This is a genomic window from Exiguobacterium sp. SL-9 (assembly GCF_004336985.1).
Classification (GTDB): Bacteria; Bacillota; Bacilli; order Exiguobacteriales; family Exiguobacteriaceae; genus Exiguobacterium.
Window position 1 is genome coordinate 12,694 of record NZ_SJUO01000002.1, and the last position, 24,395, is coordinate 37,088.

The 24,395-nt window shown below is 52.3% G+C and carries 25 protein-coding genes; 10 read left to right on the plus strand and 15 right to left on the minus strand.

Features of this window, described 5'->3' with window-relative positions:
* Window positions 1-5: 5 nt before the first annotated feature.
* Window positions 6-635 carry a DedA family protein gene (locus tag EVJ34_RS04545; RefSeq protein ID WP_131484826.1) on the minus strand — a complete coding sequence of 210 codons (630 nt, stop codon included), beginning with the start codon at window positions 633-635 and terminating at the stop codon, window positions 6-8.
* A gap of 102 nt (window positions 636-737) precedes the next feature.
* Here EVJ34_RS04545 and EVJ34_RS04550 point away from each other — a divergent pair, with 102 nt between their 5' ends.
* The 7 genes from EVJ34_RS04550 (at window position 738) to EVJ34_RS04580 (ending at window position 7,805) form a co-directional block, all read left to right on the plus strand.
* On the plus strand, window positions 738-1,295 hold the full coding sequence (locus EVJ34_RS04550) for a DNA-3-methyladenine glycosylase I (RefSeq protein ID WP_131484827.1): 558 nt from the start codon (window positions 738-740) through the stop codon (window positions 1,293-1,295).
* A 123-nt stretch (window positions 1,296-1,418) separates the two neighbouring features.
* Window positions 1,419-2,906: a sodium/proline symporter PutP gene (gene putP / locus EVJ34_RS04555; protein WP_131484828.1), complete on the plus strand. Its 1,488-nt coding sequence runs from the start codon at window positions 1,419-1,421 to the stop codon at window positions 2,904-2,906.
* Between the two features lie 136 nt (window positions 2,907-3,042).
* Window positions 3,043-4,194, plus strand: coding sequence for a CapA family protein (locus EVJ34_RS04560; RefSeq protein ID WP_236636644.1), 1,152 nt, complete (start codon window positions 3,043-3,045; stop codon window positions 4,192-4,194).
* 125 nt (window positions 4,195-4,319) lie between these two features.
* Window positions 4,320-5,531: an argininosuccinate synthase gene (locus EVJ34_RS04565; RefSeq protein WP_131435191.1), complete on the plus strand. Its 1,212-nt coding sequence runs from the start codon at window positions 4,320-4,322 to the stop codon at window positions 5,529-5,531.
* Window positions 5,524-6,906, plus strand: coding sequence for an argininosuccinate lyase (gene argH, locus EVJ34_RS04570; protein WP_131484829.1), 1,383 nt, complete (start codon window positions 5,524-5,526; stop codon window positions 6,904-6,906). Before EVJ34_RS04565 ends, argH begins: the two co-directional genes overlap by 8 nt.
* Before the next feature lie 110 nt (window positions 6,907-7,016).
* Window positions 7,017-7,547 carry a biotin transporter BioY gene (locus EVJ34_RS04575; RefSeq protein WP_131484830.1) on the plus strand — a complete coding sequence of 177 codons (531 nt, stop codon included), beginning with the start codon at window positions 7,017-7,019 and terminating at the stop codon, window positions 7,545-7,547.
* 63 nt (window positions 7,548-7,610) lie between these two features.
* Complete coding sequence (locus EVJ34_RS04580; RefSeq protein ID WP_131435197.1) at window positions 7,611-7,805, plus strand: hypothetical protein; 195 nt, start codon at window positions 7,611-7,613, stop codon at window positions 7,803-7,805.
* A 123-nt stretch (window positions 7,806-7,928) separates the two neighbouring features.
* Here the strand turns inward: EVJ34_RS04580 and EVJ34_RS04585 are convergent, their stop codons facing one another.
* The 8 genes from EVJ34_RS04585 to EVJ34_RS04620 all read right to left on the minus strand — a co-directional run bounded on the left by EVJ34_RS04585 (window position 7,929) and on the right by EVJ34_RS04620 (window position 16,938).
* On the minus strand, window positions 7,929-8,777 hold the full coding sequence (locus EVJ34_RS04585; RefSeq protein ID WP_131484831.1) for a sulfite exporter TauE/SafE family protein: 849 nt from the start codon (window positions 8,775-8,777) through the stop codon (window positions 7,929-7,931).
* A gap of 87 nt (window positions 8,778-8,864) precedes the next feature.
* On the minus strand, window positions 8,865-9,221 hold the full coding sequence (locus tag EVJ34_RS04590; protein ID WP_131484832.1) for a transposase: 357 nt from the start codon (window positions 9,219-9,221) through the stop codon (window positions 8,865-8,867).
* 287 nt (window positions 9,222-9,508) lie between these two features.
* Window positions 9,509-9,970: a hypothetical protein gene (locus tag EVJ34_RS04595; RefSeq protein WP_131435203.1), complete on the minus strand. Its 462-nt coding sequence runs from the start codon at window positions 9,968-9,970 to the stop codon at window positions 9,509-9,511.
* A 635-nt stretch (window positions 9,971-10,605) separates the two neighbouring features.
* The gene (locus EVJ34_RS04600; RefSeq protein WP_131484833.1) at window positions 10,606-11,016 is read right to left on the minus strand and encodes a hypothetical protein; all 411 of its coding nucleotides are present in this window, start codon (window positions 11,014-11,016) and stop codon (window positions 10,606-10,608) included.
* 91 nt (window positions 11,017-11,107) lie between these two features.
* Window positions 11,108-11,995 (minus strand): alpha/beta hydrolase, encoded by an 888-nt coding sequence (locus EVJ34_RS04605; RefSeq protein ID WP_131484834.1) that lies wholly within the window; start codon window positions 11,993-11,995, stop codon window positions 11,108-11,110.
* A 40-nt stretch (window positions 11,996-12,035) separates the two neighbouring features.
* A complete protein-coding gene (locus EVJ34_RS04610) occupies window positions 12,036-12,818 on the minus strand; it encodes an AAC(3) family N-acetyltransferase (protein ID WP_131484835.1) in 783 nt (260 codons plus the stop codon).
* A gap of 5 nt (window positions 12,819-12,823) precedes the next feature.
* Window positions 12,824-15,835, minus strand: a complete 3,012-nt coding sequence (locus EVJ34_RS04615) for an AAA family ATPase (RefSeq protein ID WP_131484836.1) — start codon at window positions 15,833-15,835, stop codon at window positions 12,824-12,826.
* Window positions 15,832-16,938, minus strand: a complete 1,107-nt coding sequence (locus EVJ34_RS04620; protein ID WP_131484837.1) for an exonuclease SbcCD subunit D — start codon at window positions 16,936-16,938, stop codon at window positions 15,832-15,834. The genes EVJ34_RS04615 and EVJ34_RS04620 overlap by 4 nt, the downstream gene beginning before the upstream one ends.
* A 105-nt stretch (window positions 16,939-17,043) precedes the next feature.
* Here EVJ34_RS04620 and EVJ34_RS04625 point away from each other — a divergent pair, with 105 nt between their 5' ends.
* The 3 genes from EVJ34_RS04625 to EVJ34_RS04635 are packed head-to-tail and all read left to right on the plus strand — an operon-like array spanning window position 17,044 to window position 19,926.
* Window positions 17,044-18,777 (plus strand): ABC transporter ATP-binding protein, encoded by a 1,734-nt coding sequence (locus tag EVJ34_RS04625; RefSeq protein ID WP_131484838.1) that lies wholly within the window; start codon window positions 17,044-17,046, stop codon window positions 18,775-18,777.
* Window positions 18,774-19,646, plus strand: coding sequence for an NAD(P)-dependent oxidoreductase (locus tag EVJ34_RS04630; protein WP_131435217.1), 873 nt, complete (start codon window positions 18,774-18,776; stop codon window positions 19,644-19,646). Before EVJ34_RS04625 ends, EVJ34_RS04630 begins: the two co-directional genes overlap by 4 nt.
* 46 nt (window positions 19,647-19,692) lie before the next feature.
* The gene (locus tag EVJ34_RS04635; protein WP_131435219.1) at window positions 19,693-19,926 is read left to right on the plus strand and encodes a DUF2188 domain-containing protein; all 234 of its coding nucleotides are present in this window, start codon (window positions 19,693-19,695) and stop codon (window positions 19,924-19,926) included.
* 20 nt (window positions 19,927-19,946) lie between these two features.
* Here EVJ34_RS04635 and EVJ34_RS04640 read toward each other — a convergent pair whose 3' ends face one another.
* From EVJ34_RS04640 to EVJ34_RS04670, 6 genes are all read right to left on the minus strand, one after another.
* Window positions 19,947-20,594, minus strand: a complete 648-nt coding sequence (locus tag EVJ34_RS04640) for a DUF975 family protein (protein WP_131484839.1) — start codon at window positions 20,592-20,594, stop codon at window positions 19,947-19,949.
* Window positions 20,595-20,653: 59 nt separating this feature from the next.
* Window positions 20,654-21,316, minus strand: coding sequence for a copper homeostasis protein CutC (locus EVJ34_RS04645; protein ID WP_131484840.1), 663 nt, complete (start codon window positions 21,314-21,316; stop codon window positions 20,654-20,656).
* A 15-nt stretch (window positions 21,317-21,331) separates the two neighbouring features.
* A complete protein-coding gene (locus tag EVJ34_RS04650; protein WP_131435225.1) occupies window positions 21,332-22,102 on the minus strand; it encodes a DeoR/GlpR family DNA-binding transcription regulator in 771 nt (256 codons plus the stop codon).
* A 246-nt stretch (window positions 22,103-22,348) separates the two neighbouring features.
* Entirely contained in the window at window positions 22,349-22,954 is a 606-nt protein-coding gene (gene plsY, locus EVJ34_RS04660) for a glycerol-3-phosphate 1-O-acyltransferase PlsY (RefSeq protein ID WP_131435316.1), read from the minus strand.
* Between the two features lie 20 nt (window positions 22,955-22,974).
* The gene (locus EVJ34_RS04665; RefSeq protein WP_131484841.1) at window positions 22,975-23,889 is read right to left on the minus strand and encodes a M15 family metallopeptidase; all 915 of its coding nucleotides are present in this window, start codon (window positions 23,887-23,889) and stop codon (window positions 22,975-22,977) included.
* Window positions 23,890-23,964: 75 nt separating this feature from the next.
* A complete protein-coding gene (locus EVJ34_RS04670; RefSeq protein WP_131484842.1) occupies window positions 23,965-24,384 on the minus strand; it encodes an acyl-CoA thioesterase in 420 nt (139 codons plus the stop codon).
* Between the last annotated feature and the right edge of the window lie 11 nt (window positions 24,385-24,395).

Here is a 24,395-nt window from a genome sequence, read left to right on the forward strand (position 1 = left end):
GTTCATCAAAACGATGATGCTTGTTCCGACTGCTTTTTCTTCCGTTTCTTGCGCCAAATAAGAAATACGATAAGGCTGACGGCCAGTAATCCATAAATCACATACGAGTACACATTTAAATAACTTAAAATGGATTCCCAGTTCTCGCCGACACGGATGCCGATATAAATCAGGATCGTGTTCCATATGACCGTCCCGGCCGTACTAAGCAGTAAAAACTTCACGAACGGCATGTTCGACATGCCGGCCGGTAGCGAGATCAAGCTTCGGACGACCGGCATCAATCGGCCAAAGAACACCATCCAGCTCCCATATTTGTCAAACCAGGCATCCGCCCGTCGCACGTCCGCAATATCGAGTCGAATCCATTTCCCATATTTTTTTGTCCATTTCTCGATTTGTTCGACATCTACATATAACCCGATTCCATATAACAATACGGCTCCTAAAATGGCGCCCGCAGTCGCAGAGAAAATGACGAGCGGAACATTTAAATCGGTCTGCACGGCGAAGAATCCACCGAACAAGAGCACGACCTCTGATGGAATCGGCGGAAACACGTTTTCAATAAAAATCATGAACGCGATACCGAAATAACCGAACTGTTCAATGACCTGGATCATCCAATCTCTCATAACGTTCACCCTCCAATATCTCCTATTATACCCGTCACCTCCCATCAAAAACCGTCCTGACATGCTAAACTGAAGTACTTGAATGAAAGCGAGGGAACAATCATGACAGAACCGACACGTTGCCCGTGGTGCGGCACCGACCCGTTGTACGTTCGTTATCACGATGAGGAATGGGGCAAAGCCGTCCATGACGATCAAAAGCACTTTGAATGTTTGACCCTTGAAAGTGCCCAGGCTGGCCTCAGTTGGATCACTATTTTACGAAAGCGCGACAATTACCGGGACGCCTATGCCGACTTCGACGTCGCAGCGGTCGCCTTGTTCGACGAAACGGATATGGAACGGTTGCTGAACAATCCCGGTATCGTCCGGAACCGCCGCAAAATTGAAGCGTCAATCAATAATGCCAAGCGTTTCATCGAGATACAACAAGAATTCGGGACGTTCGATGCCTATATTTGGTCGTTCGTCGACGGTGAGACAATCAATTCTAGCTGGACCTCGGTTGATGAAGTTCCGGCAGCGACCGAACTGTCGCATCAGATCAGCAAGGAGTTGAAACGACGTGGATTCAAATTTTTAGGGCCGACGACCGTTTATGCTCATCTACAGGCGACGGGCCTTGTCAATGATCATCTTGCTTCGTGCTTCGCTAAATAATTTGATTATTTGGTCAATCGTTCAATAAAAATCGTGCACTTGTTTCAGTTTTGTGGCAAAATTTCGTCATGGTGTATTCCATAAACAAAGAGAGCGTTTTCATTATGAATGAGGGGGATTTTTATGAACGGGATATTGATATCCATCACCGTTTACATGGCGCTCATGGTATTACTCGGCGTCATCGCCTATCGGCGGACGGAGAGCATCGGCGACTATATGCTTGGAGGACGAGGTCTTGGTCCGGCCGTCGCCGCCTTGTCGGCAGGTGCTTCCGACATGAGTGGATGGCTGTTGATGGGTCTACCGGGTGCGATGTTCGCAACCGGTCTGTCGAGTGGTTGGATCGTCATCGGGTTGACGATCGGTGCGTACTTGAACTGGTTGCTCGTCGCACCGCGGCTTCGGACGTACTCGTATTTATCCGAAGATGCTATCACGATACCAGACTTTTTTGAGAAACGTTTTAAAGATTCACGCGGTACGTTGCGGACGTTCTCCGCAGCCGTGACGCTCGTATTCTTCACACTCTATGCCACGAGCGGGTTCGTGGCCGGCGGTCGGTTATTCAACGCCGTCTTCGGGATCGAGTTCGGGACGGGCGTCTTGATTTTGGCTTCTATCATTATTATTTATACGTTCATCGGCGGCTTCTTGGCCGTCAGTTGGACCGACTTCGTCCAAGGACTCATCATGTTGTTCGCCCTCATCCTCGTCCCGGCTATCGCCATCACGGCAACCGACGGGGTGAGCGCTGCGTTCCAAACGATTGGTGATATCGATGAGGCGCTCCTTGATCCATTGACAGGACAGTCGCTTATCGGCATCGTGTCCTTGTTCGCTTGGGGTCTCGGTTATTTCGGGCAACCGCACATCATCGTCCGCTTTATGGCCATCGAAAAGTTACAGGATATCAAGAAAGCACGACGCATCGGCATCTCATGGATGCTGTTCACCGTCGTCGGCGCGATGACGACAGGCCTGTTCGGTCTCGCCTATTATACGCAACGCGGTCTTGAGATTGATAATCCTGAAAACATTTTTATCAATCTCTCGGATTTATTATTCGTCGACCTCATCACCGGCGTCTTGCTCGCGGCGTTGCTCGCGGCGATCATGTCGACCATCTCGTCACAGCTCCTCGTCTCATCGAGTGCCGCGACGACAGACTTCTATCAGAAGTTTTTCCGGAAAGATGCCGGCGACCGTGAGCTCGTCATGGTCGGCCGGATTACCGTCATCCTCGTCTCGTTAATCTCGATCTGGCTCGCGTTCGGGGCGGACGATACCATCTTGAACTTGGTCGGTTACGCCTGGGCCGGCTTCGGCTCGTCGTTCGGGCCACTCATCTTGTTCAGCCTGTTCTGGAAACGGACGACGCGTCAAGGGGCGCTCGCTGGTATGCTTGTCGGGGCATTTATCGTCATCGTCTGGAAAAACTTTGCCGCCGACTGGTTCGGGACCGTCGGTGAGCTATACGAGATGATTCCAGCGTTCTTCTTGTCGAGCCTCGCCATTTATGTCGTCAGTTTGATGACACCACCACCGAGCTCGAGGATCACGAACGAGTTCGAAGAAATGGAACACATCTTGAAGACAGAACGCATTTAACAATCAGAGTGCCATGCTACTATAGCCTGGCACTTTTTTCTTGTGCCCTGACAAGGAGATTCTACTTTCATGGCGAATGGATTGTGTAGGACCGCTTGAGCCAGTTTGAACCACATGAAAGGAAGTGACTCGTCCATTGAAACGAGTAATCCCATATAAACAAGTCATGTTGACCTTGCCCCTCCTCTTCTTGTTCGGCTGTACGACCCCTGACGTCGAGACGTCGTCTACGAAGCAAACCGAAACCCCGGCACCAGAGACCGAGGCGGAGGAGCCGGCACCTGTTCCAGAAGAGCCAGAACCAGTCGTGACGACGACGTCGCTCTATGCGATTGGCGATATCTTGTTACACGACAGCGTGTATAATGCCGCCAAGCGCGGAGAGGGCTATGATTTCACCACCGCCTTCGAACCAATCGCTCCGATTTTGACCGAGGCCGATATCGCTATCGCCAATCAAGAAAGCATGATCGGCGGAAGTGAGATCGGGTTGTCGAGTTACCCGGCCTTCAACAGTCCATATGAGGTCGGTGATGCGCTCCAAGCTGCAGGCGTCGACTTGGTGACGACGGCAAACAACCATACGCTCGACCGGGGCATCACGGCCATCGAGAATTCGATTGCCCACTGGAACGAGATTGGCATGCCGTACACGGGTTCGTTCCTATCCGAAGCGGACAAGGCTGAAATTCGGACGTTAACGAAGAACGATATCTCATTCGCGTTTCTCGCCTATACGTATGGGACGAACGGTGTCGTTCCGAAACAACCGTATCACGTCAATTATATTGACCTCGAAGCGATGACCCCTGACATCGAAGCGGCTGAGCAAGCGGCCGATATCACGGTCGTATCGCTTCATTTCGGGAACGAGTACGAGACGGTTCCGAACGAAGCGCAACAGACGCTCGTCCAACAATTGTCTGACCTCGGAGTCGACCTGATCATCGGCCACCATCCTCACGTCCTCCAACCGCTCGCTTGGATAGATGGCGCCGAGGGCAACCGGACGTTCGTCGCGTACTCGCTCGGCAACTTCCTATCCGGTCAACAAGGGGACGACCGGAATACGGGCGGCATCGTCGGCATCGATGTCGTCAAGACGGTCGATGCGGATGAGACGACGTTCGAACTCGCCAACCCGATGTTCTATCCGACGTTCACTCGCCGATCGAGTGCCAACGGTCCGTTTGAGGTCGTCCCGTTACAAACCGCCAAGCCGGAGCTGTTCGAGGCCACGAGCCAACATATGACACAGTGGATGCCCGAGCTCGAAATCGTCCAATGAAGGATCACTTTCACAAGTGATTCTTTTTTTTCGTTAAAAAGGTTGCTTTACTGCGAATCATACGTTAAAGTAAGTCGTATATTTATAAATACAGATGAATAATTATGTATAAGGGGTGTAAGGAAATGAAACAAAAACTCGTATTAGCTTATTCAGGTGGTCTTGACACATCGGTCGCAATTAAATGGTTGGATGAACAAGGATATGATGTCATCGCCTGCTGTTTAAACGTCGGTGAAGGGAAAGACCTAGAGCGCATTCAACAGAAAGCGCTCAAAGTCGGGGCCGTCAAATCGGTCGTTATCGATGCGGTCGATGAGTTCGTCAACGATTTTGCCCGGTATTCGATGCAGGCGCATACGATGTATGAAGGCGTATATCCACTCGTCTCTGCTTTATCGCGCCCGCTCATCTCGAAGAAGCTAGTCGAGGTCGCACAAGCAGAAGGCGCTGTCGCCGTCGCCCACGGATGCACAGGGAAAGGGAATGACCAAGTCCGGTTCGAAGTGTCAATTCACGCGCTCGACCCGTCGCTTGAAATCATCGCACCGGTCCGGGAATGGAAATGGTCACGGGAAGAAGAAATCGCCTATGCGGCCGAACATGGCATCCCAATCCCGATCGTGCAAGAAGAGCCGTTCTCGATCGACCAAAACATTTGGGGGCGTGCCGTCGAATGCGGCATCCTTGAGGATCCTTGGGCCGCTCCACCAGCGAGCGCCTATGAATTGACGGCACAGCTCGAAGACACACCGAATGAACCGACGTATGTCGAAATTGAATTCAACGCCGGGATCCCGGTCGCCATCAACGGACAAGCAGCGACATTCACAGCAATCCTCGAGCAACTTAACATCGTCGCCGGTGCCCATGGCATCGGGAAAATCGACCATATCGAGAACCGGGTCGTCGGCATCAAATCACGGGAAGTATATGAAGCACCTGGCGCGATGACACTTATCACGGCACACCAAGCGCTCGAGGCGCTCACCCTCGTCCGTGAAGTCGCCCATTTCAAACCGATCGTCGAACAGAAGTTGACAGAGACGATCTATAACGGCCTCTGGTACTCACCATTGACGAAAGCACTCCTCGCCTTCATCGATGAGACGCAACAGACGGTGACCGGTACGGTCCGGATGAAACTGTTCAAAGGGCAAGCCATCGTCGACGGACGGAAATCGCCGATCTCGCTCTATGACGAACACCTCGCGACGTACACGTCAGCTGACACGTTCGACCAACAAGCAGCCGTCGGTTTCATCAAACTTTGGGGTCTACCGACAAAAGTTCAAGCGGAAGTGCTCGCGGAGAAAGGAACGATGGTGCATGAGTAAACTATGGGGCGGCCGGTTCGAACAGACGGCAAGTGAATGGGTCGACGAGTTCGGCGCCTCGATTCATTTCGACGCCCAGCTCGTGTTAGAAGATATCGAAGGGAGCATCGCCCACGTGACGATGCTCGGGGAGCAACACATTTTGACGGCTGACGAAGTCACGCAAATCGTTGCCGGCTTGAACACGCTAGCCAATAAGGCGAAAGCGGACGACTTGACGTTCAACGTCTTCCATGAAGACATCCATATGAACCTCGAGGCGCTCCTGCATGAAGAAATCGGACCGGTCGCTGGCAAGATGCATACGGCCCGCAGCCGGAACGACCAAGTCGCGACGGATATGCATCTGTATTTGAAACGCCGCGTCCTCGAGACGATTGACGGAATCGAATCCGTACAGAAAGCACTCTATGACCACGCCGCTCAAAACGTCGAGTCGGTCATGCCGGGCTATACCCACTTGCAACGGGCCCAGCCGGTCTCACTCGCCCATCACTTGCTCGCGTACTTCTGGATGCTCGAGCGTGACAAAGAGCGCTTCAGTGACAGCTTGAAGCGCATCGATATGAGCCCACTCGGAGCGGGTGCCCTCGCCGGGACGACGTTCCCGATCGACCGCCACCGTTCGGCCGAGCTGCTCGGCTTCGACCAAGTCTATCCGAACAGCTTGGACGCCGTCAGCGACCGTGATTTCATCCTAGAGTTTTTGTCGAACGCATCGCTGCTCATGATGCATTTGTCTCGTTTCTGTGAGGAGTTAATTCTGTGGAGTAGCGAAGAGTATCGTTTTATCACGATTTCCGACGTGTTCTCGACCGGTTCGAGCATGATGCCACAGAAGAAAAACCCAGACATGGCCGAACTCGTCCGCGGAAAGTCCGGACGCGTCGTCGGCAATCTGATGGGGCTTTTGACGATTATGAAAGGACTCCCACTCGCTTATAACAAAGATTTGCAAGAAGACAAGGAAGGGATGTTCGATACCGTCAAAACGGTACAGGGTAGCCTCAGCATCATGGCCGGTATGATTCAAGACATAACGTTCCATACGGATACGATGAAGCAAGCAACCGAGCGTGATTTCTCGAACGCCACCGAACTCGCCGACTATTTGACAGCGAAAGGGATGCCGTTCCGTGAGGCACATGAAGTGACAGGGACGCTCGTCCGGTATTGTATCGACCAACGTCTGTATTTATTAGAATTACCGATCGAGATGTACCAAACCCACTCTGAGTTGATTGAAGCGGATGTGTACGAAGCACTCTCGCCGATGACGGCGGTCAAACGTCGCAACAGTTATGGTGGGACAGGCTTTGATGCGGTCCGTACCCAACTGAAGGAAGCAAAAAAGAACCTGCCGACGCATGCATAAACGATGAGGACCCGGTCTTTTTACGACCAGGTCCTCATTTTTGCTTGTCATATAGAATTAATGATGTTAACCTATTATCAGTTAACGTTAACAGAAAAGGGGTTTACATAATGAAAATTCACGATTTAACACAAATCGCCATCGGTGCCGCCCTACTCGCAAGCATCGGCTCCATCGCCATCCCGATCGGTCCCGTTCCGATCACCCTGCAAATGCTCGGCATCATGACGGTCGCTTCCGTCCTCGGAGCCAAAAAAGGTGGGCTCGCCGTCGTCGTTTACTTACTGCTCGGTTTGATCGGTCTACCCGTCTTAAGTGGTTCGGGCGGGCTCGCCCCGTTCGTCGGTCCGACGGTTGGTTACTTGATCGCCTTCCCGATCGCTGCCTTTTTGATCGGTTGGTTGTCGGAACGCCATCGTTCGTTCCCCGCTCTCGTCGCTTATAACATCCTGATCGGCCTCGGCTTCGTCTATGTGGTCGGCAGTCTCGGCCTCCAAGCCGTGTTCGCTATGTCGTTCATTGATGCATTAAAAGTGAATATCCCATTCATCCTCGGCGACCTGATTAAAGCGGTCCTAGCCGCGGCCATCGCCTATAAAGTCTCGACGAACCCGCAAATGCGCAGAACCCTCGCCTCATGAACGTTCAAACGTTTCATCGGAATGGAGAGGTGGAACGTGTATAGTATGGAAGGGGGTGTCCTGATGAGCGATTCAACGTTTAAAAAGCGCTTGATGAAAGCGACCCATATCCATCGCTCCCCGAAAGGACAGCGTCGCGGGAAAGACGAGCCGCAACGTGAAAAACGTGACACTGAGGCGTTTGAACAACGGCTTCGTGAAGCGAAGAGCAAAGTCGGAGAGATTCAAGAGAACATTGACCATATCGCCAGACGTTAAGACCCTGTCCTCGGACAGGTTTTTTTTGCGCGTTTCAGCATGCGTTATACCAATGGTGATGTTTATATGAAGGATATACTCCCCCTATAAGAAAGACCCCCGTCTGTAGACGAGGGTCGATGATCACTTCGAACGCGGTCGGATAAATAGCGCGACGATAAACGAAAGCGCGAGGACGACGAGCAGTCCGAGCGAGATATCGTTGAAGCCGAGCAAGTTAAGTCCTACGCTGATGGCGACCGCAACATAGAAGCCACCGAGCGCCTTTTTGACGAGTTGCGAACTGAACCGTTGCAACTGCTTCGCCCCGATCGGCGAGCCAATCATCGCCCCTGCGATGAGCGCGAGACCATGCCAATAGTTCGCATCGGCCCCGGCGACGGCATAGTTGATCACGCCTGAGACGACGATAAGGAACGCCGCGGCGATACTCGTCCCGACGGCTCGTTTCATCTCGGTGTTGAGCAGTTTGACTTGAAGCGGTGTCAACACGAATCCGCCGCTGACACCCATGAGTGACGAGATGAACCCGCCGAACAACCCGATAAAACCGAGGCGTGGGACCGACTCCGAGCCGACACTTCCTTCTTCATGTTGCTTCGACCGGAAGAACGAGACGGCAAAGTACGTCAGTAGCCCGATGTAGGCGAGCGAGATAACCGGCTTCGCACCGTCGAGCGTCTCAAGGTAGAACACGAGCGGCGTCGCCACCCACGTCCCGACGACCCCGAAGGCGCCGATCAAGAGGGCATGTTTCGGATTGACGTTCTTTAATTTAAGATGGGAGATCGTACCGGCCGTCGTCGACCCGAGTGTGAGCATCAGACTGAGCGCGATGGCCGCACTTGCCTCGTACCCGAAGACGAGCAGGAGCGGCGTGAGTAAAATCCCGCCCCCAATGCCGAAGAACCCGCTCAAAATCCCGATCAGCGTTCCAAGCAACAGAAACGATAGTAATGCTGTGACGTCCATGGACAAACCTTCTTTCTTTCCTTTTCATCACTTATCATAACAAAAAAGGAGCGCATGTTGCGCCCCTTAAAATCAATTTTGTATCCGTCACGGGTACAAGTCTTCCTCCTGCAAGTAACCAATGAAGGAATCTTGCAATTCCCCTTCTGAGTCCACATCATCGAGCAGTAATGTCGCTTCAATGTCCGAATCAATCAGCGACGAACTACCGTCAATCACCCCGAAGACGTGAGAGACCGTATCTACCATCACGACTTCAATGATATGCATCATCAACTTTTGTTGCTCTGCATTCATCTGTTGATACATGTGAATCGCTTGACTGTACAAGTCAACCTCTGAAGATGAGATTTCTTCTTCGTACATTTCCTTATACATGTGAAGACCTTCCTGTACGACAGTCTCGTACACAGCCTTCACGAATTGATCCGCCTTTTCACTCATCTATAAAATCCCCTTTGTTCCATCTTGAATATCGAGGCACGTAGTCCTTTCACAAGTCCATCATGCTTCAGTAATCACTTTTTTAACAAAACCCCTTCGTCCTGCTTACCGTCAATTTCGAACAGACACTGCTGTTACTCGACATCCCAGAAACGTCGCCACAAATCGAACGTGAGTTGAACAAATTCTTTAAAGAGTTTAATATCCTAAAACAACCTTAAAAAGCAGTTAGGTTTCCAATGTATCGAGATTATTTCACCGCAAGTTTAGTATCCTTCTAAACTTATTCACTTCCAGTTCTCTAACGTCCAGCCTTCTGAGACTCGCTCGACTAATAGCGGATAACTCCATATACCCCAAGGAGATAACTGAATTTGTTCTTCTGTTAACTCATAGACTACATCGTTATACCAAGTGACATAATCTACGAGGTGCCAACCAATAAGATTCCCCTCGTCATCTGTTATCTCTGTTCTAAATTTTTGAGGGATTTTAAAATCTGGAGGTATGTCATAGTTCGAAATGGCTTCAATGATTTTGTGTCTTATAGCCGGTTTGAGTGGGCAATGTAATAAATACGCTTCTTTCCCCGCGACTATTTCTTTAAGGTTTTCTGGAGGTTTTCCATATACGCCGGGTAATATTCTTACCAACTCGCCTATCGTTTTATCTTCATGAACATATTGAAGATAAGCCTCTCCGTTAGGTGTGTTAATCTTGAACACATCACCGATTTTTATTCTTGTCATTCTGATCACTTCCTAACTCTCGTATGTACAGTGAATCTTGTCGGAATCAGTTTTATCAAAAAAAATTCAAGATTCAAATCAAGCTCCATCAATGTACCATGAGGATTCCATGTCTCACAGACAAACCGAAAGAGCTGTATCCATTTCTCTCGCTCTTTAAGAAACTGCCGTTTACTCAAGACAATATCGAACCGTGCGCTGCCTGGCAAAATACCGCCTTATAGATTGACTTTTTTTCTTTGTCAATCTGTCCATGAAGCTGTAATCATCGCCCAATCTTTCAAGCCACATCTTACAAAACAAATCTTCTGAGAAAAGTTGATTGATTGGTTAAAAAACTGAGTTTCGAAACCGAAACATCAAACCGTTTCAAACAATCTAAAGAGTCTGTCGCATAATGTCTTTCAGCAATATCAGTCTCAAAAACGAACTTTGAACTAATGGTCTCCATATCGATTACTCCTGTTCACATAGCTGGAAATTCAACACCTTGGAATCAATCAACTGAACTGTCTCATTAATATTGAATATGGATGATTAAGTTGGTTCTTCAAACAAGTGCGCTTTATCGATTCCATTCTCCATGAGCTTGTACAGTAAAACCCAATTCCTCAATCATCTCGCCATCCGTTCAATTATGGCAAAAACGGCGGCGGCAATATTTCAGTCATCTCTTGCTCCAACTGTCTATAGAACTGTTCCATCTCCTCTTTCAAGAAGAAGAATGCGTCCACCCGCTTCGGTCCAGTTCTCGCCCAAAATGTCCATTTATACAATTCGTCCGCCTTCCGTTCAATCCTCAAGACGAAATAAGGTTCAATCGGATCGAGTAAATACTTGTCCGTGGTACCATCTAACAATTTTCTCATATGAAACAAAAGATCTTCGAACTCCGATTTGAGGAGCAACGAACCATAAAATTTGAAGATGAATAGCTGTTCTACCTCGATCGTGAACAAGAAAGCGATAAACACGTCTTCCCCTGTTTCTGAATACTTTCTTGGGAACAGTTCAATCGTTACGTCCTCATGTTTAATCTGCGCCATATGCCTACTCCAATCGGTTGCACTTTACTGATCGTCGCCGAGCCGATGACCCTTCTCACGACAAGAGTCCAGGTTTCCCCAGACTCCTCACTTACAACACACGCTCTAAAAACTCGAATACTTTTTGACGATACTCGGTTTGGAACGAGCGATGCGACTGCACGTGCCCATCATTCTCCGTCACCCACAGTTCGACTTCCTCCCCGGCCTCGGCCAATTGTTCACTCTCGCTCACCGGGATAGCATCATCGCCTTCACTATGAATCAACAACATTGGAGCCTCGATTTGAGCGATATCGTCAATCGGCTTGACCACATCGGCATCGAGACCCGTGAACCACGGCGTCACCGTTAGGATGACCGGTGTGAACGGAAAGTTCGGTAAATCGCTCCATACAGGCAAGTTTGTCTCGAGGTAGCCCCGGAGGTCACTGAACGGACTATCGGCGATCACAGCGGCCACGTCGGTCTCATCCGCCGCGGACAATGCCGTTGCCGCCCCCATCGACACACCATACAAGACAATCGGACCGTCCGTACGCTCTTTCGCGTACGCAATCGCGGCAGCGAGGTCAGTTTGTTCTTTCGCCCCGACCGTCACACGGTCCCCTTCCGAGATACCCGATCCACGAAAATCGAACGTCAGAAACTGATACCCTTGCTCATGGAACTCCGGGATCAATTCTTTCAGCGGCAAATCAGACTGCTCTCTGTTCTTCCCGTACCCATGTGCGAACACGACCGTCGCGCGCGGTGTCGGATGCGGAATCCACCAACCGTATAAATCCTGTCCATCTTCGGCTTCGATTGTGACATTCTCATATTTGACGCCTAACGACTTCGGTGTATACGTCAACGTCTCGCGTTCGGGCGACGTCAATTGATCACCGATGTGGGCTGAGATGCCCACGACGGCGAGAAACGCGACGAGCAGCACTACTCCGACCGCCATCCCTACATATTTGACCCAACGATTCATCGAACTGCCCCTCTCCATTGTTCACTTGCTTTCGGTTGATTCATCGGAGCCAACTCCGTAATGCAATCAACGCGTGTTGCACAGGTTCCCACGTCTTAGACGGAATGACATAACACGTCGCATCCGCAATGTGGAACGTCGTCACATCAGCACGCCTGACGATATTCTCACCGATTGGACCGAACGGGTCACTGTTGACGTCGATATGCTCGAACGTCTTCCACACTCGTCGACCATTCTCCACCAACGCACATTCGAACGGCTTCATCGGTCCGTCGATCCCGTATTCCGCATAATGCCATAACGTCGTCGCATCGAGCGGGGAACCGAGGTGTACAATTTTTGCATCGCGCTCGATCATGCGCTCAATCGGTGACCCTGGCCCGAAACCGGTGTCGATTGTGTGCCCGGCCACGATCTGCTCGGCGTTCCGACCCCAAGCGGCGACCGACCACATCGGGTGATCGCTCCGGAACACGTCCGGATACGTGCGGAACAGTTCTGGCACCCGTCCCATTCCTCGAGTCGCTGTCTTCGTCTTGTCATACGCTGGCATCTCGTCACGGATCGTCTGCCACCATTCACTCGGGACCGGCGGAGCTTCCCATTCAGCGGGATTTGAATTATCTCCGCTCTGGGTCGCCATCATGATGAGCCCGTCCGCTCCGACCGCTTCTTGGAGTGCTTCAATGACCGTCTGGGCACCACCGCACACCCAACCAAGTTTTGAAAGTGACGTGTGGACGAACAGTCCGTCCCCTCGTCGAATGCCCGCCTCTTTCAGGTGGGCCATTAACGTTGTTTTCGTTTCCATATGTTTCATCGGTCTCACTCCACGATGAGCTGGATCGTTGACCCGCTCCTTGATTTCTTGACTTCAATCCGGGCATCGACCCGGTCTTTCAATTCTTGGACGTGACTGATGACCCCGACGAGCCGTCCGCTCGATTGGAGCGACATGAGCAATTCGATCGCTTGATCGAGCGATTCGGCGTCTAACGTCCCGAACCCTTCGTCGATCAGCATCGTCTCGAGGCTGACACCGCCACTTAGTTGTTGAACGACTTCTGCGAGTCCGAGGGCGAGTGACAGGGAGGCCTTGAATCCTTCTCCACCCGACAAGTTTTGGACCCGACGCGATTGACCCGTATAGGCGTCAAAGACTAACAATTCGAGACCAGACTTGGCATTTCCTTTCGCTGTCTCTATTTTTCGTTCCAACTGGAACTGCCCGCTCGTCATTTGATCGAGGTGTATATTGGCCGCATGTAAAATTTGATCGAAAAACGCCGTCTGCACGTACGTCTCGAACGTCAATTTTTGTGGGTTGATCCCCCGTCCGGTGTCGGCAATCAATTTGACCGTCTCTAAATTCCGTTGATCCTTATCCGTTCTCTCCCGGAGCGCGTTCCATTCGGCGACGATGTGACGATGACGCTTCAACTGCCCATCCGCCGTCATGAGTTGTTCGGACAGCGCTTCGAACGAACGGCCCTCCTCGTGCAACCGCTCCTGGAGCCGTTCGAGGTCTGGTCGCGGACGATCCCCGATTTTCTCGTTCAACGCCTTGACGGCGTGTTCGAGACGGACACCTTCCTCAAGCTCTGACGCTTGGCGCTCACGCAGTTCGGGAAGTTGCTCGACGCGCGCACGATACTCCTTGAACACAGTTTCAGTCAATTCAAGCTTCTCGAGAGCCGCATCCAGTTCGGTCGTCGCTTCGGATAGACGAGTCTGCTCGAACTCGAGTTGTTCACCGAGGAGACGGAGCCGTTCCGCTTCCCCCCACTTCAATCGGTTCAATTCTTCGAGCCGGCGTTCATACACGGCCACCTTCTGTTCGATGTGGGCGAGTCGCGTCGTAAGTTGGCTCCGTTCGGTCTGCAACGTCTCTAGCGTCGTCCCATCCGGTTGACGCATCGACTGAAGCTGCTCTTGAACGTGTTGGAGTTGTTCAAACAGTTTCTGCCGCTCATCTGCTTGCGTACGCTTCGCCGTCTCAAGTTTTTTCAATTCGCTCGTGGTCGCGCGTAGGAGACGCTCGTTCCGTTGTCGCGCATCGGCCTCTTGACGCAACTGTCGGACACGGGCGTCTTGGTGTTGCAGCGCAGTGATGGCCTGACCGTCGAGCTTTAACTCGAGCCGCGCGAGATCGCGTTCGCGGGTCAACTCATCGAGTTGACGTTTGAGCGACCGATAATCCGCCCGTGCTTCATGTAGTTCAGCCTCAATCCGTTTCAACGTCTCGACGGCCGAGCGGTGACCGGCTTGGTCGACGGACGTCTCCGTTCGCTCGACGTGTCCATGGGTCAACGAACCGCAAACCGGACAAGGCTCCCCTGTCTCAAGCTGCTCGCGTAGCGTGTCGGCCATGCGCGCATGCTCAGCCTCGACGAATTGTTCGACCCGTTCCGTCTGGGCGGTGAATTGTCGTTGGACTTCCTTCCCGTTGCGTTCACAATCACCGAGCCGTTCCGTGACCTCTTCCACTTTCGCCTCGAGGCGAGCCTGATGCTGGAGCTGACTATAGAGTCGTTCGGCTTCAACGAGTTGTTCTGGTGCCGGTGCTTGCTCGAGCTTAGCCGCGAGTTCAATCTCGGTCGCTTGGAGTTGCTTCAGACGCGCTTCTTCTAAAAACTGGCTGAGCGGTTCTACCTGTCGCTTCAAGTCGTCCCGACGTCTCGTGGCACGGTGCCATTCATCGACGTATGGCAACATTTCGTCAATCGCGTTGACACGACTTGTGGCTTGATCTGCCTCTTGGCGCATGGCCGTGATCGTCTCGGCCTCGGCCTTTAACCCCTCCAACTGTTTCAAGTAACCTTCGTCCCGTTGCTGTGAGGCATCGCGTTCACGGGTCAACCGTTCGATGTCATGACGCACCGTTTCGGTACGTTGAAAGAGCGGATTGACGCTCGACACTTGTTCGAGTCGTTGGATGAGTGCCTGTCGTTCTTTGCGGGCTGTTGCCGCTTCTCGGAACGTCTCGAGTGCTCTGGCGCGCATGTCCCGCTCCTCAATCAACTCGGCGAGCGTGGTCGCCTGATTCACGTCTCGGCGCAACGTCTCGAGTCGTTCCTCTCCAGCCCGACGCTGTTCTTGTAGCGAGTCCCTTGACGCTAAGAGCCTCTCCTCGCGGGCATCGAGCCACGTCACGATTTCAGGCAAGTTACGGGTGGATATGTCCTCAACGGCATCATCTTCAAGTTCCAACAGTTTTAAGCGCGTCGTCTCGACCGCCCATTCGACTTGTTTGCGATATTTGCCGTAGCGTTCGATCCAGTCTTCTTGAAAGGTGCGGTACGCCTCCGTCTTGAAAATCGATTGCAAAATCTGCTGCTTCTTCGTCGAATCGGAATCGAGAAGCTGGCGGAACTGGTTTTGCGGCAGCAACAAGATTTGACTGAACTGTTCATAGCTCAGCTGGAGCAACGATTCAATCGTCTGCTCGACGTCGTTCACTTTCGTCGCCATCGGTTTCCATGCGTCTTTCCATTCATAGAGCACCGCCTCATGCGGAATCGGCGTCTTGTTTTTCGGGTGCGGTTGTTGCGGCTGGCGGACGACTCGATATCGTTCGTCGCGAATCGTGAACGAGAAATCGATCTCGGTCTTTCGATTCGGGTCTGCGTACTGACTTCTGAAATCGCTGGCGTTCCGGAGTGTCCCGCTCGCCCGACCATAGAGCGCGAACGTCATCGCGTCAAAAATCGTCGTCTTGCCGGCGCCGGTCCGGCCGCTGATCACGAACATCGAACGTCCCTCGAGCTGCGTAAAATCGATTTGTTCCGTCTCGGCGTAAGGACCGAAGGCGGTAATGGTCAATTGTTCCGGTCTCAAATCGACTCCTCCCCTTCTAAGAAACGTTGAACCGTCGCATCGGCTTCACGCCCGTGGACGGCTTTAAAAAAGTCCATATATACATCTTCGACCGATTGCCGCTCGAGTTTCTCCCGTTCGAACCGGGACGTCTCGTCTTGACGACGCAACAACTCAAGTTCGAGATGCAAGATATTCGGGTAGACAGTCCGTAATTTCGCCATCGGATCGAACAACGCACGTTCATCGGTCAAGATGATTTTCAAATAGTCGTCTACGGCCTCATCTTGATAAAACAATGGGTCGAGTAGCTCGTTCAGCGTCCCCGTCAAGATGCGCAAGTCTCGTCGCGCTTTTAGCGGGCGCCGACGGCGTATCCATATCCCGTCCCATTCGATGACGTCGACCGATTTCACATGGGTCGCCTCGGAGAACGAATATTTCATGAGCGACCCGCTGTACGCGATGCGGTCGTCGCGGATGGCGTCGCGGTTATGTAGGTGTCCGAGCGCCGTATAGCCGAACGGGTCATACAATCCTTTGGCGACTTGCCCGGCCGTCCCGACGGACAGTTGCCGTTCGGAGTCGGTCTCGAGTCCGCCGGCGACGAAGCTGTGCCCGACGGCAACGGATTTTGGGTCAATCGCCCCGTACGACTCGACGACCGCGGCGAGCGCGTCATGATGAGTACGAATCGACTCGTCGCCGAACGCATAACGGATACGCGCCGGCTCAAGGAACGGCATCAAATAAAATGGGGTGTCGTTTACGATAATCGGCCCTGTGCCCGGGTCAACCTTCCCGACGATATGGAGACCGACTTTCGTCAACAGTTTGGAGCTATATTGGAGACGTTCGGCCGAATCATGATTGCCAGCGATGGCGAGCACGGGGATGCCCCGCTCGAGCACGAGCGCGCGCCACATCTCATCGAGCAGATCGACGGCCTCGACGGGTGGCACGGCCCGGTCATATAAATCACCGGCGACGACGATGGCATCAGGCTTCTCCTCGTCGACGATGTGTAAGAATGACTCAAATAATATATGTTGTTGTTCTTCTGTCATGTGGCGGCCGTGGACGATTTTTCCTAAATGCCAGTCGGCCGTATGTATCCATTTCATGCGACTTCACCTCTGATTCCATTCTATCATTATTCCATGCTACGATTCGACGTCTTGACACTTGTTTTCGAAACAGCGAAAGTTATAAGGAAAGGGGGACGTACGATGGAGTCCACATCCACATGGCAAGCGTTTTTACGTTTGTTTCGTGTCGCTCGACCACCGAAAGGTCTGTTTGTCGGTGCCGTATTGATTTCTTTAATTCAAGCGATGGCATCACTCGCCATCCCGCTCATCTTGCAGCGCGTCGTCGACAATTGGAGCGAAGCCGCGCTCGACGCCCGTCTCGTCACCATCTTCGTCATCGCGTTTCTCATTCAAGTCGTCTCGAGCGCGATTTCGATTTATTGGCTACATATCGTCGGACAACGGGTCGTCGCCAATTTGCGGACAACGCTATGGGAACATCTTGTCGCACTACCGATCCCGTTCTATGACGGCGTCAAATCAGGGGATCTCGTCTCGCGATTAAATAACGACACGACGACGTTGCAACAACTTTTGTCCGAACAGAGCGTCCGTCTATTGACGTCGTTCGTCTCGGTCATCGGCGCCGTCGGCATCTTGTTCACGCTCGATTGGCAGATGACACTCGTCATCTTGTTCTCCGTGCCGACGACGCTTCTCATCGTAATCCCGCTCGGCCGCAAACTTCGGAAAATCGCCAAGGCGACCCAACATGAACTCGGCGATTTGTCAGGTTTTTTCGCCGAACTACTTGGTGAAATTCGGCTCGTCAAATCACAGGCGACCGAATCCGTCGAGGTTGAAGAAGGAAAACGACGCATCGAGCGTTTGTTCGGTCTTGGCGTCCGAGAGGGTCGGATTCAAGCGATTTTGATTCCGCTTCTGAACGTCACGTTGACGGCGATGTTGATTGCCATTCTCGGATTCGGGGCTTATCGCGTCTCGACCGGTGCTTTGTCGACCGGGTCGTTGCTCGCGTTCATGCTGTATTTGTTCCAAATCATCACGCCACTCATCACGATGACGGAATTTATCACCCGGCTCCAAAAAGCACGCGGGGCGACCGAGCGGATTTCAGAACTGCTCGCCATCGAGCCAGAACCGTACACGGGTGAGGCATCGACGATCCAACAGTCATCGCTCTCATTCGAGGGTCTGACGTTCCGGTATGGCGACCAACCCGTGATCGACGACGTGTCCCTCACCATCCCGTTCGGTGCCACGACCGCCATCGTAGGACGCAGCGGTGCCGGCAAGACAACACTGTTCGCCCTCGTCGAGCAGTTCTACCTCCCGTCGAGTGGTCACATCCGTTATGGGGACCGCGATATCACGACATATGGACGAAATGAGTGGCGTCAAGTCATCGGCTATGTCGCCCAAGATTCGCCAGTCTTATCCGGGACGGTGAGGCAAAATATCTTGTATGGCTTGATTCGGACCGCGACCGAGGACGAGATTCGTCACGCTTGTGACATGGCTAACGCCTGGTCGTTCATCGAAGCGATGCCGGACGGACTCGACACGGAAATCGGCGAGCGCGGCGTCCGCTTATCAGGCGGACAGCGGCAACGGCTTGCCATCGCCCGGGCGCTGTTACGTGACCCGCAAATTTTATTACTCGACGAGGCGACGTCAAGTCTTGACTCGGAATCCGAACGCGTCGTTCAGGAAGCACTCGACCGGCTCATGAGAGGACGGACGACGCTCGTCATCGCCCACCGGCTCTCGACCGTCCAACATGCTGACCAAATCGTCGTACTCGAGGACGGTGGAATCAGCGGGCTCGGGACGCATCGAGAATTGCTTCGTGATAACGTGCTCTATGAACGACTCGTGAAACAACAACTTTTAGGAGGCAATCAACTATGAAGACAGTCGGATTTATCGGACTCGGTGTGATGGGTCAATCGATGGTCAGAAACTTAATGAAGGCGGGATTCGAAGTCCAAGCGTATACGCGGACGAAAGAGAAAGCGACTGATTTATTGGCCGAAGGTGTCCGTTGGTGCGATTCGGTCGAAGCCGTCTGTCAAAACGCCGATGCGGTCATCACCATCGTCGGCTACCCGTCAGACGTCGAGAGCCTTTATTTCGGGGACGGGATGATTTTGCAATCGGCCGAGCCGGGAACGCTCGTCATCGATATGACGACGTCTTCACCTTTCCTTGCCGAACGGATCGCAGAGGCCGCAATCGACCAGAGTTTGCTGCCGCTTGATGCACCGGTCACGGGCGGAGATGTCGGCGCGAAGAACGGGACGTTGTCGATTCTCGTCGGTGGCGGCGAATATGCCTTCACGAAGGCTCTACCGCTATTCGAGGCGATGGGCCAATCGATTGAACGAATGGGCTATGCCGGCAGCGGTCAATACGGGAAGCTCGCCAATCAAATCGCCATCGCCGGCATCATGATGGGCAACGCCGAGATGCTCGCGTTCGCCAAGCGGGCCGGGCTAAACCCGGACCAACTCCGCCAGACAATCCGCGGTGGGGCTGCCGGCAGCTGGACGCTCGAGAACCTAGTCCCACGGATGATCATCGAAGACTATTCGCCTGGTTTCTTCATCAAGCACTTCTTGAAAGACATGAACCTCGCCCTCGAGAGCGCTGAACAGTTAAACATTAAACTGCCGAGCCTCGAGTTGGCCCATAAACTGTACACCATCCTCGAAGAGAACGGATATGGGGAGAACGGGACCCAAGCGCTCATCGAGTACTATATGCACCAAGACGTTTGAATCGGCTCGCTTGTGGAATTAGTAGTACAGAAGGGAGCGATGTGAGATGCCATGGAATATGAAAGATTATCCGGAATCACTGAAAAACTTCGACCCGCTCGTTAAAAAGAAAGCCATCGATATCGCCAACGCCTTGCTCGCTCAAGGCTACTCCGATCAAAAGGCAATCCCAATCGCGACGGAGCAGGCAAAAAAGTGGCATGAACATGCCTCACAAGAAGAGAAAACGGAGTTCCGTGACGCACCCGACCCAAAAAAGTCGGATCGGCACGGGACATAAAAAAACAACCGGTCGGCTAATCAGCTGACCGGTTGTTCGTTTGCTTCTGTTTCTGCCTTGATTTCCACATACAGTCCTGCGAGCGCCGTATTGATATACGGCTGCACAAAGATATAGGCCAATCCTCCGGTGAACAAGACGAGGACATACCAACCGATGAAACTCGCATATAGACGAAGCATCGTGCGCTTGTGTCCAAACATGAGACGGCGGCTTTCGCGCATCGCCTGAAACGCTGACAATTCTGGACGGTCCCGAAGGACGAACGGGACGATTCGATACGTCAAGTAAAACCAGACGCCCGGCACAATCAAGAACAGCATGAGCACGTTCAAGCCGAGATAGAACACGGCGTAGTACGTGACAGCGCGCATGTAATCTTTGAGTGATCCGAACGCATCGAACAAGAGACCGAACGACGGTTTCTCAGCTTTTGCGATATCGAGGAACACCCAGTTGCGACCGAGTTCGAGCGGAGCAAGCAAGACGGTCGCACCGTACAACAATCCAATCGAGACGAAGAGGATGCTCGGGTCGGTCGACTCCAAATCAAGCTGGGTCGTGATAACCGCTTGGACGAGCATCGTCGCGACGACCGCGAGGAGTGAGATGCCCCAGTTTCCTGACAGCATCCGGAGTGCAAATTGTTTATAGACTGATGTTTGCATGACTTCACCTACAGTATCATTTTCTTCATTATAGCAAAAAAACAGTCATCCGACTGTTTTTAGCGTGTCATCTGTCGCTTGATCGCGTTGAACTTTTGCTCGTCGAGCTGTCCGTCGGTCCGCACCCCGCTACCGACATGAACGAAATCAACACCTAGTCGTTCGATGAGCTGTGCCACATTGTCGGCCGTGATGCCGGCACCCGGTAGAACATTCATCTCTGCCACTTCTTGCATCGCGCTCAAACGTTCAATTCCGTCTAGCGCCGTTGCTTTTCCGCCGGACGTCAGCACATTGTCGACTTCAGGGAAATCGTTCAAGATCGTGATTGCATCCATCAAATCGACCGCATCATCGATTGCCCGGTGAAACGTCAATGCCATTTCACCTTTATGTTTGATCACTTCCCCGAGTAGCGCCTCGTCGATACGACCGTCATTCGTCAAAGCCCCGAAGACGATGCCCTCGGCCCCGAGCTCACGGCAAAGACCGACGTCTGCCAATATCGTCTCCACATCTTCCTCGTTATAGACAAACGAGTTCGCATGGGGCCGAATCATGACGTGGACGGGAATGGTCGCCTGTTCGAGGACGTTACGAATCGTCCCGAAACTCGGTGTCGTCCCGCCTGCCGGCAAATCGGCAATCAACTCGAGGCGATTAGCTCCGAACCGTTCGGCTGTTTTTGCTTCGGTCAATGTCGTCACAATTACTTCAATCATGTTTTTTCCTCCTCATCATGGTGCGAAACGCCATTCGACCTCGTGCTCTGCTAAGGCCCGTTTCCAATCGGTCGGTTCCGGAAAATCCGAAATGATGGTCGTTACTTTAGAAAAATCAGAGACGCGATATCGCTTCTGTTGATTGAACTGGGTGTGGTCGGCCAATAAGTAACATTGACGTGTTTGATCGAGAACCGCCTGTGTCACGGTCGAGAGACCGTGAGCCTCACACGTCAAACCGAGCGAGGCGTCGACACCTTCAACGGAAAGAATCGCCATATCGAACACGTACGCCTTTAGTTGTTGCAAAACATGCTCACCGACAGTGACAAGATGCTTCGGGTCGATCGTCCCGCCGAGCAGTTGAATGTCTCCTGTGAACACGCCTTTGGCCCGTTGCTCGAATAGTGCCTTGGCAACCATGAGCGACGGCGTGACGACCGTCAAGTTACGGCCACGGAGCCTTGCTGCAACTTGTTCCGAGGCGACGCCGTGTCCGATATAGAGCAACATGTCATCTTCGACGAGCTGAAACGCCGTATAGGCGATACGACGAATCCCATCCATGTTCGAGATCATCATCGGTTGAAACGAGACGCTCTGATGGAGCACCGCCCCTCCATACACCCGTTTAATACGATGTTCTTTTTCAAGTTCTTCTAAGTAGCGGCGAATCGACTCCCCCGAGACGTTCAACCGTTCAATCAATTCGCTCGTCTTCACTTTGCCTTCCCGTTCAATCCACTCCACAATCTTCTGTTTACGTTCTTCTCCAATTAAAGACACTTCCCTGCCTCCTCCGCAAATATCGCTTCCTTTCTCAGTGTAGCGAACGGATGTAAATTTAACGTAAACAGAAAGTAAAGAACGGGCAAATCCAACAGTTTTTTCGAACTTTTCGGCAAAAATCAACGGAAATCCACAAAAAGACAGTCAGCAGATCCTAGATTTTTTTCTGTATGCAATTTACCTCATCAAAAAATGACCTTCCTGCATTCTGTGTAAACAGAGCGCCTGTCGGTCATCATTTTTTTATTTCCGCTTTTGAAACAGCGGTACTTTCGGTTCTGTGCCCGCACGGATTCGTTGCCAGTTCGTACGGTGCTTGATGATGATGAACAAGGCGAGCGGGACGATGACGATGAGCGGTAACCAGTCCTTCGCGATGACGCCATAGGCGACGACGGTCACGAGCCCTACGGCTGCGGCAGCCATCGATGAGAGTGATACCATCCTCGAGACGAGCAGCGTCACGATGAACGTTCCGACGACGACAGCGAAAAACCATGGAAATGCCGCGAGCAACACGCCCGCGCTTGTCGCTACCGATTTCCCGCCTTTGAACTTGGCGAACACCGGATACGAATGACCGATAATAGCCGGGATCCCGGCGAGGAGCAGGCTCATCTCACTCCCGAATAGGAGCGGCAATAACGCCGCGACCAAGCCTTTCCCCATATCGCCTAGCAGGACGATTGTACCTGCCTTCTTCCCGAGCACACGAAACGTGTTCGTCGTACCCAAGTTCCCACTCCCATGCTCGCGGACATCGACCTTGTAGCCGAGCTTTCCGACAAGGAGTGCGAATGGAATCGAACCGAGTAAATAGCTGATTAAAATGATGAAGATTTCTGTCATGTAAGGCATCGCAATTCCCCTTAATCCATTAATTGCTCGAGATAACGCTCAAGCGGGACGTTCGTCTTGTGAACGTTCGTCGCGTGCTCTACCCCGATATAACGTAAATGCCACGGTTCAAACATATACCCGGTTTCGGCCTCATAGGCGCGTTGATAGCGGACGATGAAACCGTACGTATGGGCATTGTCGGCCAACCACTTGCCTTCTTTCGTCTGCTCGAGGCTTTGTGTCAACTGATAGCCGACGGAAGCGCTTGAGACATCGATGGCGAGACCGGTCTGATGTTCCGAATGACCGGGCGGTGCTGAATATTTCATCGCTTGTGCTTTTCCATCCCGGGCGACATAATTATTGAACAGTTGCACTTGATAATCGTAAGAACGGAACGCACTCGTCCCTTTCAACTCGATATTGGCCGCTTTCGCTCCCGTCATGAGTTTCTCGATGGCCCGTGCCGCTTCTTGGCGGAGCATCTTTCGTTCCCCCGTCGCGGTGTCGACAAAGTCGATGTTCGCCGTCACGAGATCTTTCGGTTTATAACCGGCAGGCAAAGCGATTTGTTTGTTGACGAGGATGAGTGTATCGAGTTTCACGTTCGCGGTCCCGTTTTGTTCAAGCGGCTCGCTCGGCGTTTGGGCCGGTTCTTCTACAGGTGGCGCTTCAGCAACAGGTGCTTCTTCGGTCTCAGGTTCGTCTGCTGCCGGTTCTTCTGCAGGCTCATCTTCTTTCGGTGGCTCGGCTTCAGACGTCGGAGCGTCTTCAACCACTTCGTCTTCTGTATCCTTCGGCGTTTCGGCCGGAGCTTCTGTTCGTTGTTCGGTCTCAGCCGGTTTATTCTCAGCTTCTTCCGTTTCGTTTTGGTTGCTTGTGGTACAGCCCACCAACGTGAGCGTCAAGGCGCAGCATACCATCAACAGAGATGGTTTTCGCATGCGATCTTCCCCTTTCTTTGTACAAAAAATACCGTCAAGATATGATACCATACTGACGGTACAAAAGAACCACTGTTATAAGACGGGACTCATGACGCGCATGTACATGTCATGCCACTCAGGAAACTCGCGGTCGAGTCGGACCGGTTTAAAGTCGCCTCGCTTGACGACGACGTGTGTCGTTTTCGCCGAACCGACGAGGTGACCATGTTGGTCGGTCAACTCATAGCCATAGACGGTCCGGATCTTTGAATAACTGTCGACCCAAACCCGAACGTGAACCGTGTCGCCGAACGTGACGCTCCTCTTATAGTCGACCGAGACGTTCGTCACCGGAGAGACGAATCCTGCTTCCTCCATGTCCTTATATTCAACCCCGAGCTGTCGCAACAACTCGGTACGCGCCATCTCAAGATATACTAAATAGTTTGCATGATAGACGATGCCCATCATGTCGGTCTCCTGATAGCGGACCGGAATCTGAATTGTATGCATTGAATCGTCCT

Bases quoted from the DNA above. Each gene is read 5' to 3' on its own strand.
- putP (WP_131484828.1), top strand. From the start codon at position 1,419: ATGAACGGGATATTGATATCCATCACCGTTTACATGGCGCTCATGGTA.
- EVJ34_RS04640 (WP_131484839.1), bottom strand. From the start codon at position 20,594: ATGCAAACATCAGTCTATAAACAATTTGCACTCCGGATGCTGTCAGGA.
- EVJ34_RS04595 (WP_131435203.1), bottom strand. From the start codon at position 9,970: ATGACAAGAATAAAAATCGGTGATGTGTTCAAGATTAACACACCTAAC.
- EVJ34_RS04600 (WP_131484833.1), bottom strand. From the start codon at position 11,016: ATGGCGCAGATTAAACATGAGGACGTAACGATTGAACTGTTCCCAAGA.
- EVJ34_RS04550 (WP_131484827.1), top strand. From the start codon at position 738: ATGACAGAACCGACACGTTGCCCGTGGTGCGGCACCGACCCGTTGTAC.
- EVJ34_RS04545 (WP_131484826.1), bottom strand. From the start codon at position 635: ATGAGAGATTGGATGATCCAGGTCATTGAACAGTTCGGTTATTTCGGT.
- argH (WP_131484829.1), top strand. From the start codon at position 5,524: ATGAGTAAACTATGGGGCGGCCGGTTCGAACAGACGGCAAGTGAATGG.
- EVJ34_RS04625 (WP_131484838.1), top strand. From the start codon at position 17,044: ATGGAGTCCACATCCACATGGCAAGCGTTTTTACGTTTGTTTCGTGTC.
- EVJ34_RS04580 (WP_131435197.1), top strand. From the start codon at position 7,611: ATGAGCGATTCAACGTTTAAAAAGCGCTTGATGAAAGCGACCCATATC.
- EVJ34_RS04605 (WP_131484834.1), bottom strand. From the start codon at position 11,995: ATGAATCGTTGGGTCAAATATGTAGGGATGGCGGTCGGAGTAGTGCTG.
- EVJ34_RS04620 (WP_131484837.1), bottom strand. From the start codon at position 16,938: ATGAAATGGATACATACGGCCGACTGGCATTTAGGAAAAATCGTCCAC.
- plsY (WP_131435316.1), bottom strand. From the start codon at position 22,954: ATGACAGAAATCTTCATCATTTTAATCAGCTATTTACTCGGTTCGATT.
- EVJ34_RS04670 (WP_131484842.1), bottom strand. From the start codon at position 24,384: ATGCATACAATTCAGATTCCGGTCCGCTATCAGGAGACCGACATGATG.
- EVJ34_RS04575 (WP_131484830.1), top strand. From the start codon at position 7,017: ATGAAAATTCACGATTTAACACAAATCGCCATCGGTGCCGCCCTACTC.
- EVJ34_RS04665 (WP_131484841.1), bottom strand. From the start codon at position 23,889: ATGCGAAAACCATCTCTGTTGATGGTATGCTGCGCCTTGACGCTCACG.
- EVJ34_RS04565 (WP_131435191.1), top strand. From the start codon at position 4,320: ATGAAACAAAAACTCGTATTAGCTTATTCAGGTGGTCTTGACACATCG.
- EVJ34_RS04645 (WP_131484840.1), bottom strand. From the start codon at position 21,316: ATGATTGAAGTAATTGTGACGACATTGACCGAAGCAAAAACAGCCGAA.
- EVJ34_RS04585 (WP_131484831.1), bottom strand. From the start codon at position 8,777: ATGGACGTCACAGCATTACTATCGTTTCTGTTGCTTGGAACGCTGATC.
- EVJ34_RS04590 (WP_131484832.1), bottom strand. From the start codon at position 9,221: ATGAGTGAAAAGGCGGATCAATTCGTGAAGGCTGTGTACGAGACTGTC.
- EVJ34_RS04630 (WP_131435217.1), top strand. From the start codon at position 18,774: ATGAAGACAGTCGGATTTATCGGACTCGGTGTGATGGGTCAATCGATG.
- EVJ34_RS04635 (WP_131435219.1), top strand. From the start codon at position 19,693: ATGCCATGGAATATGAAAGATTATCCGGAATCACTGAAAAACTTCGAC.
- EVJ34_RS04610 (WP_131484835.1), bottom strand. From the start codon at position 12,818: ATGAAACATATGGAAACGAAAACAACGTTAATGGCCCACCTGAAAGAG.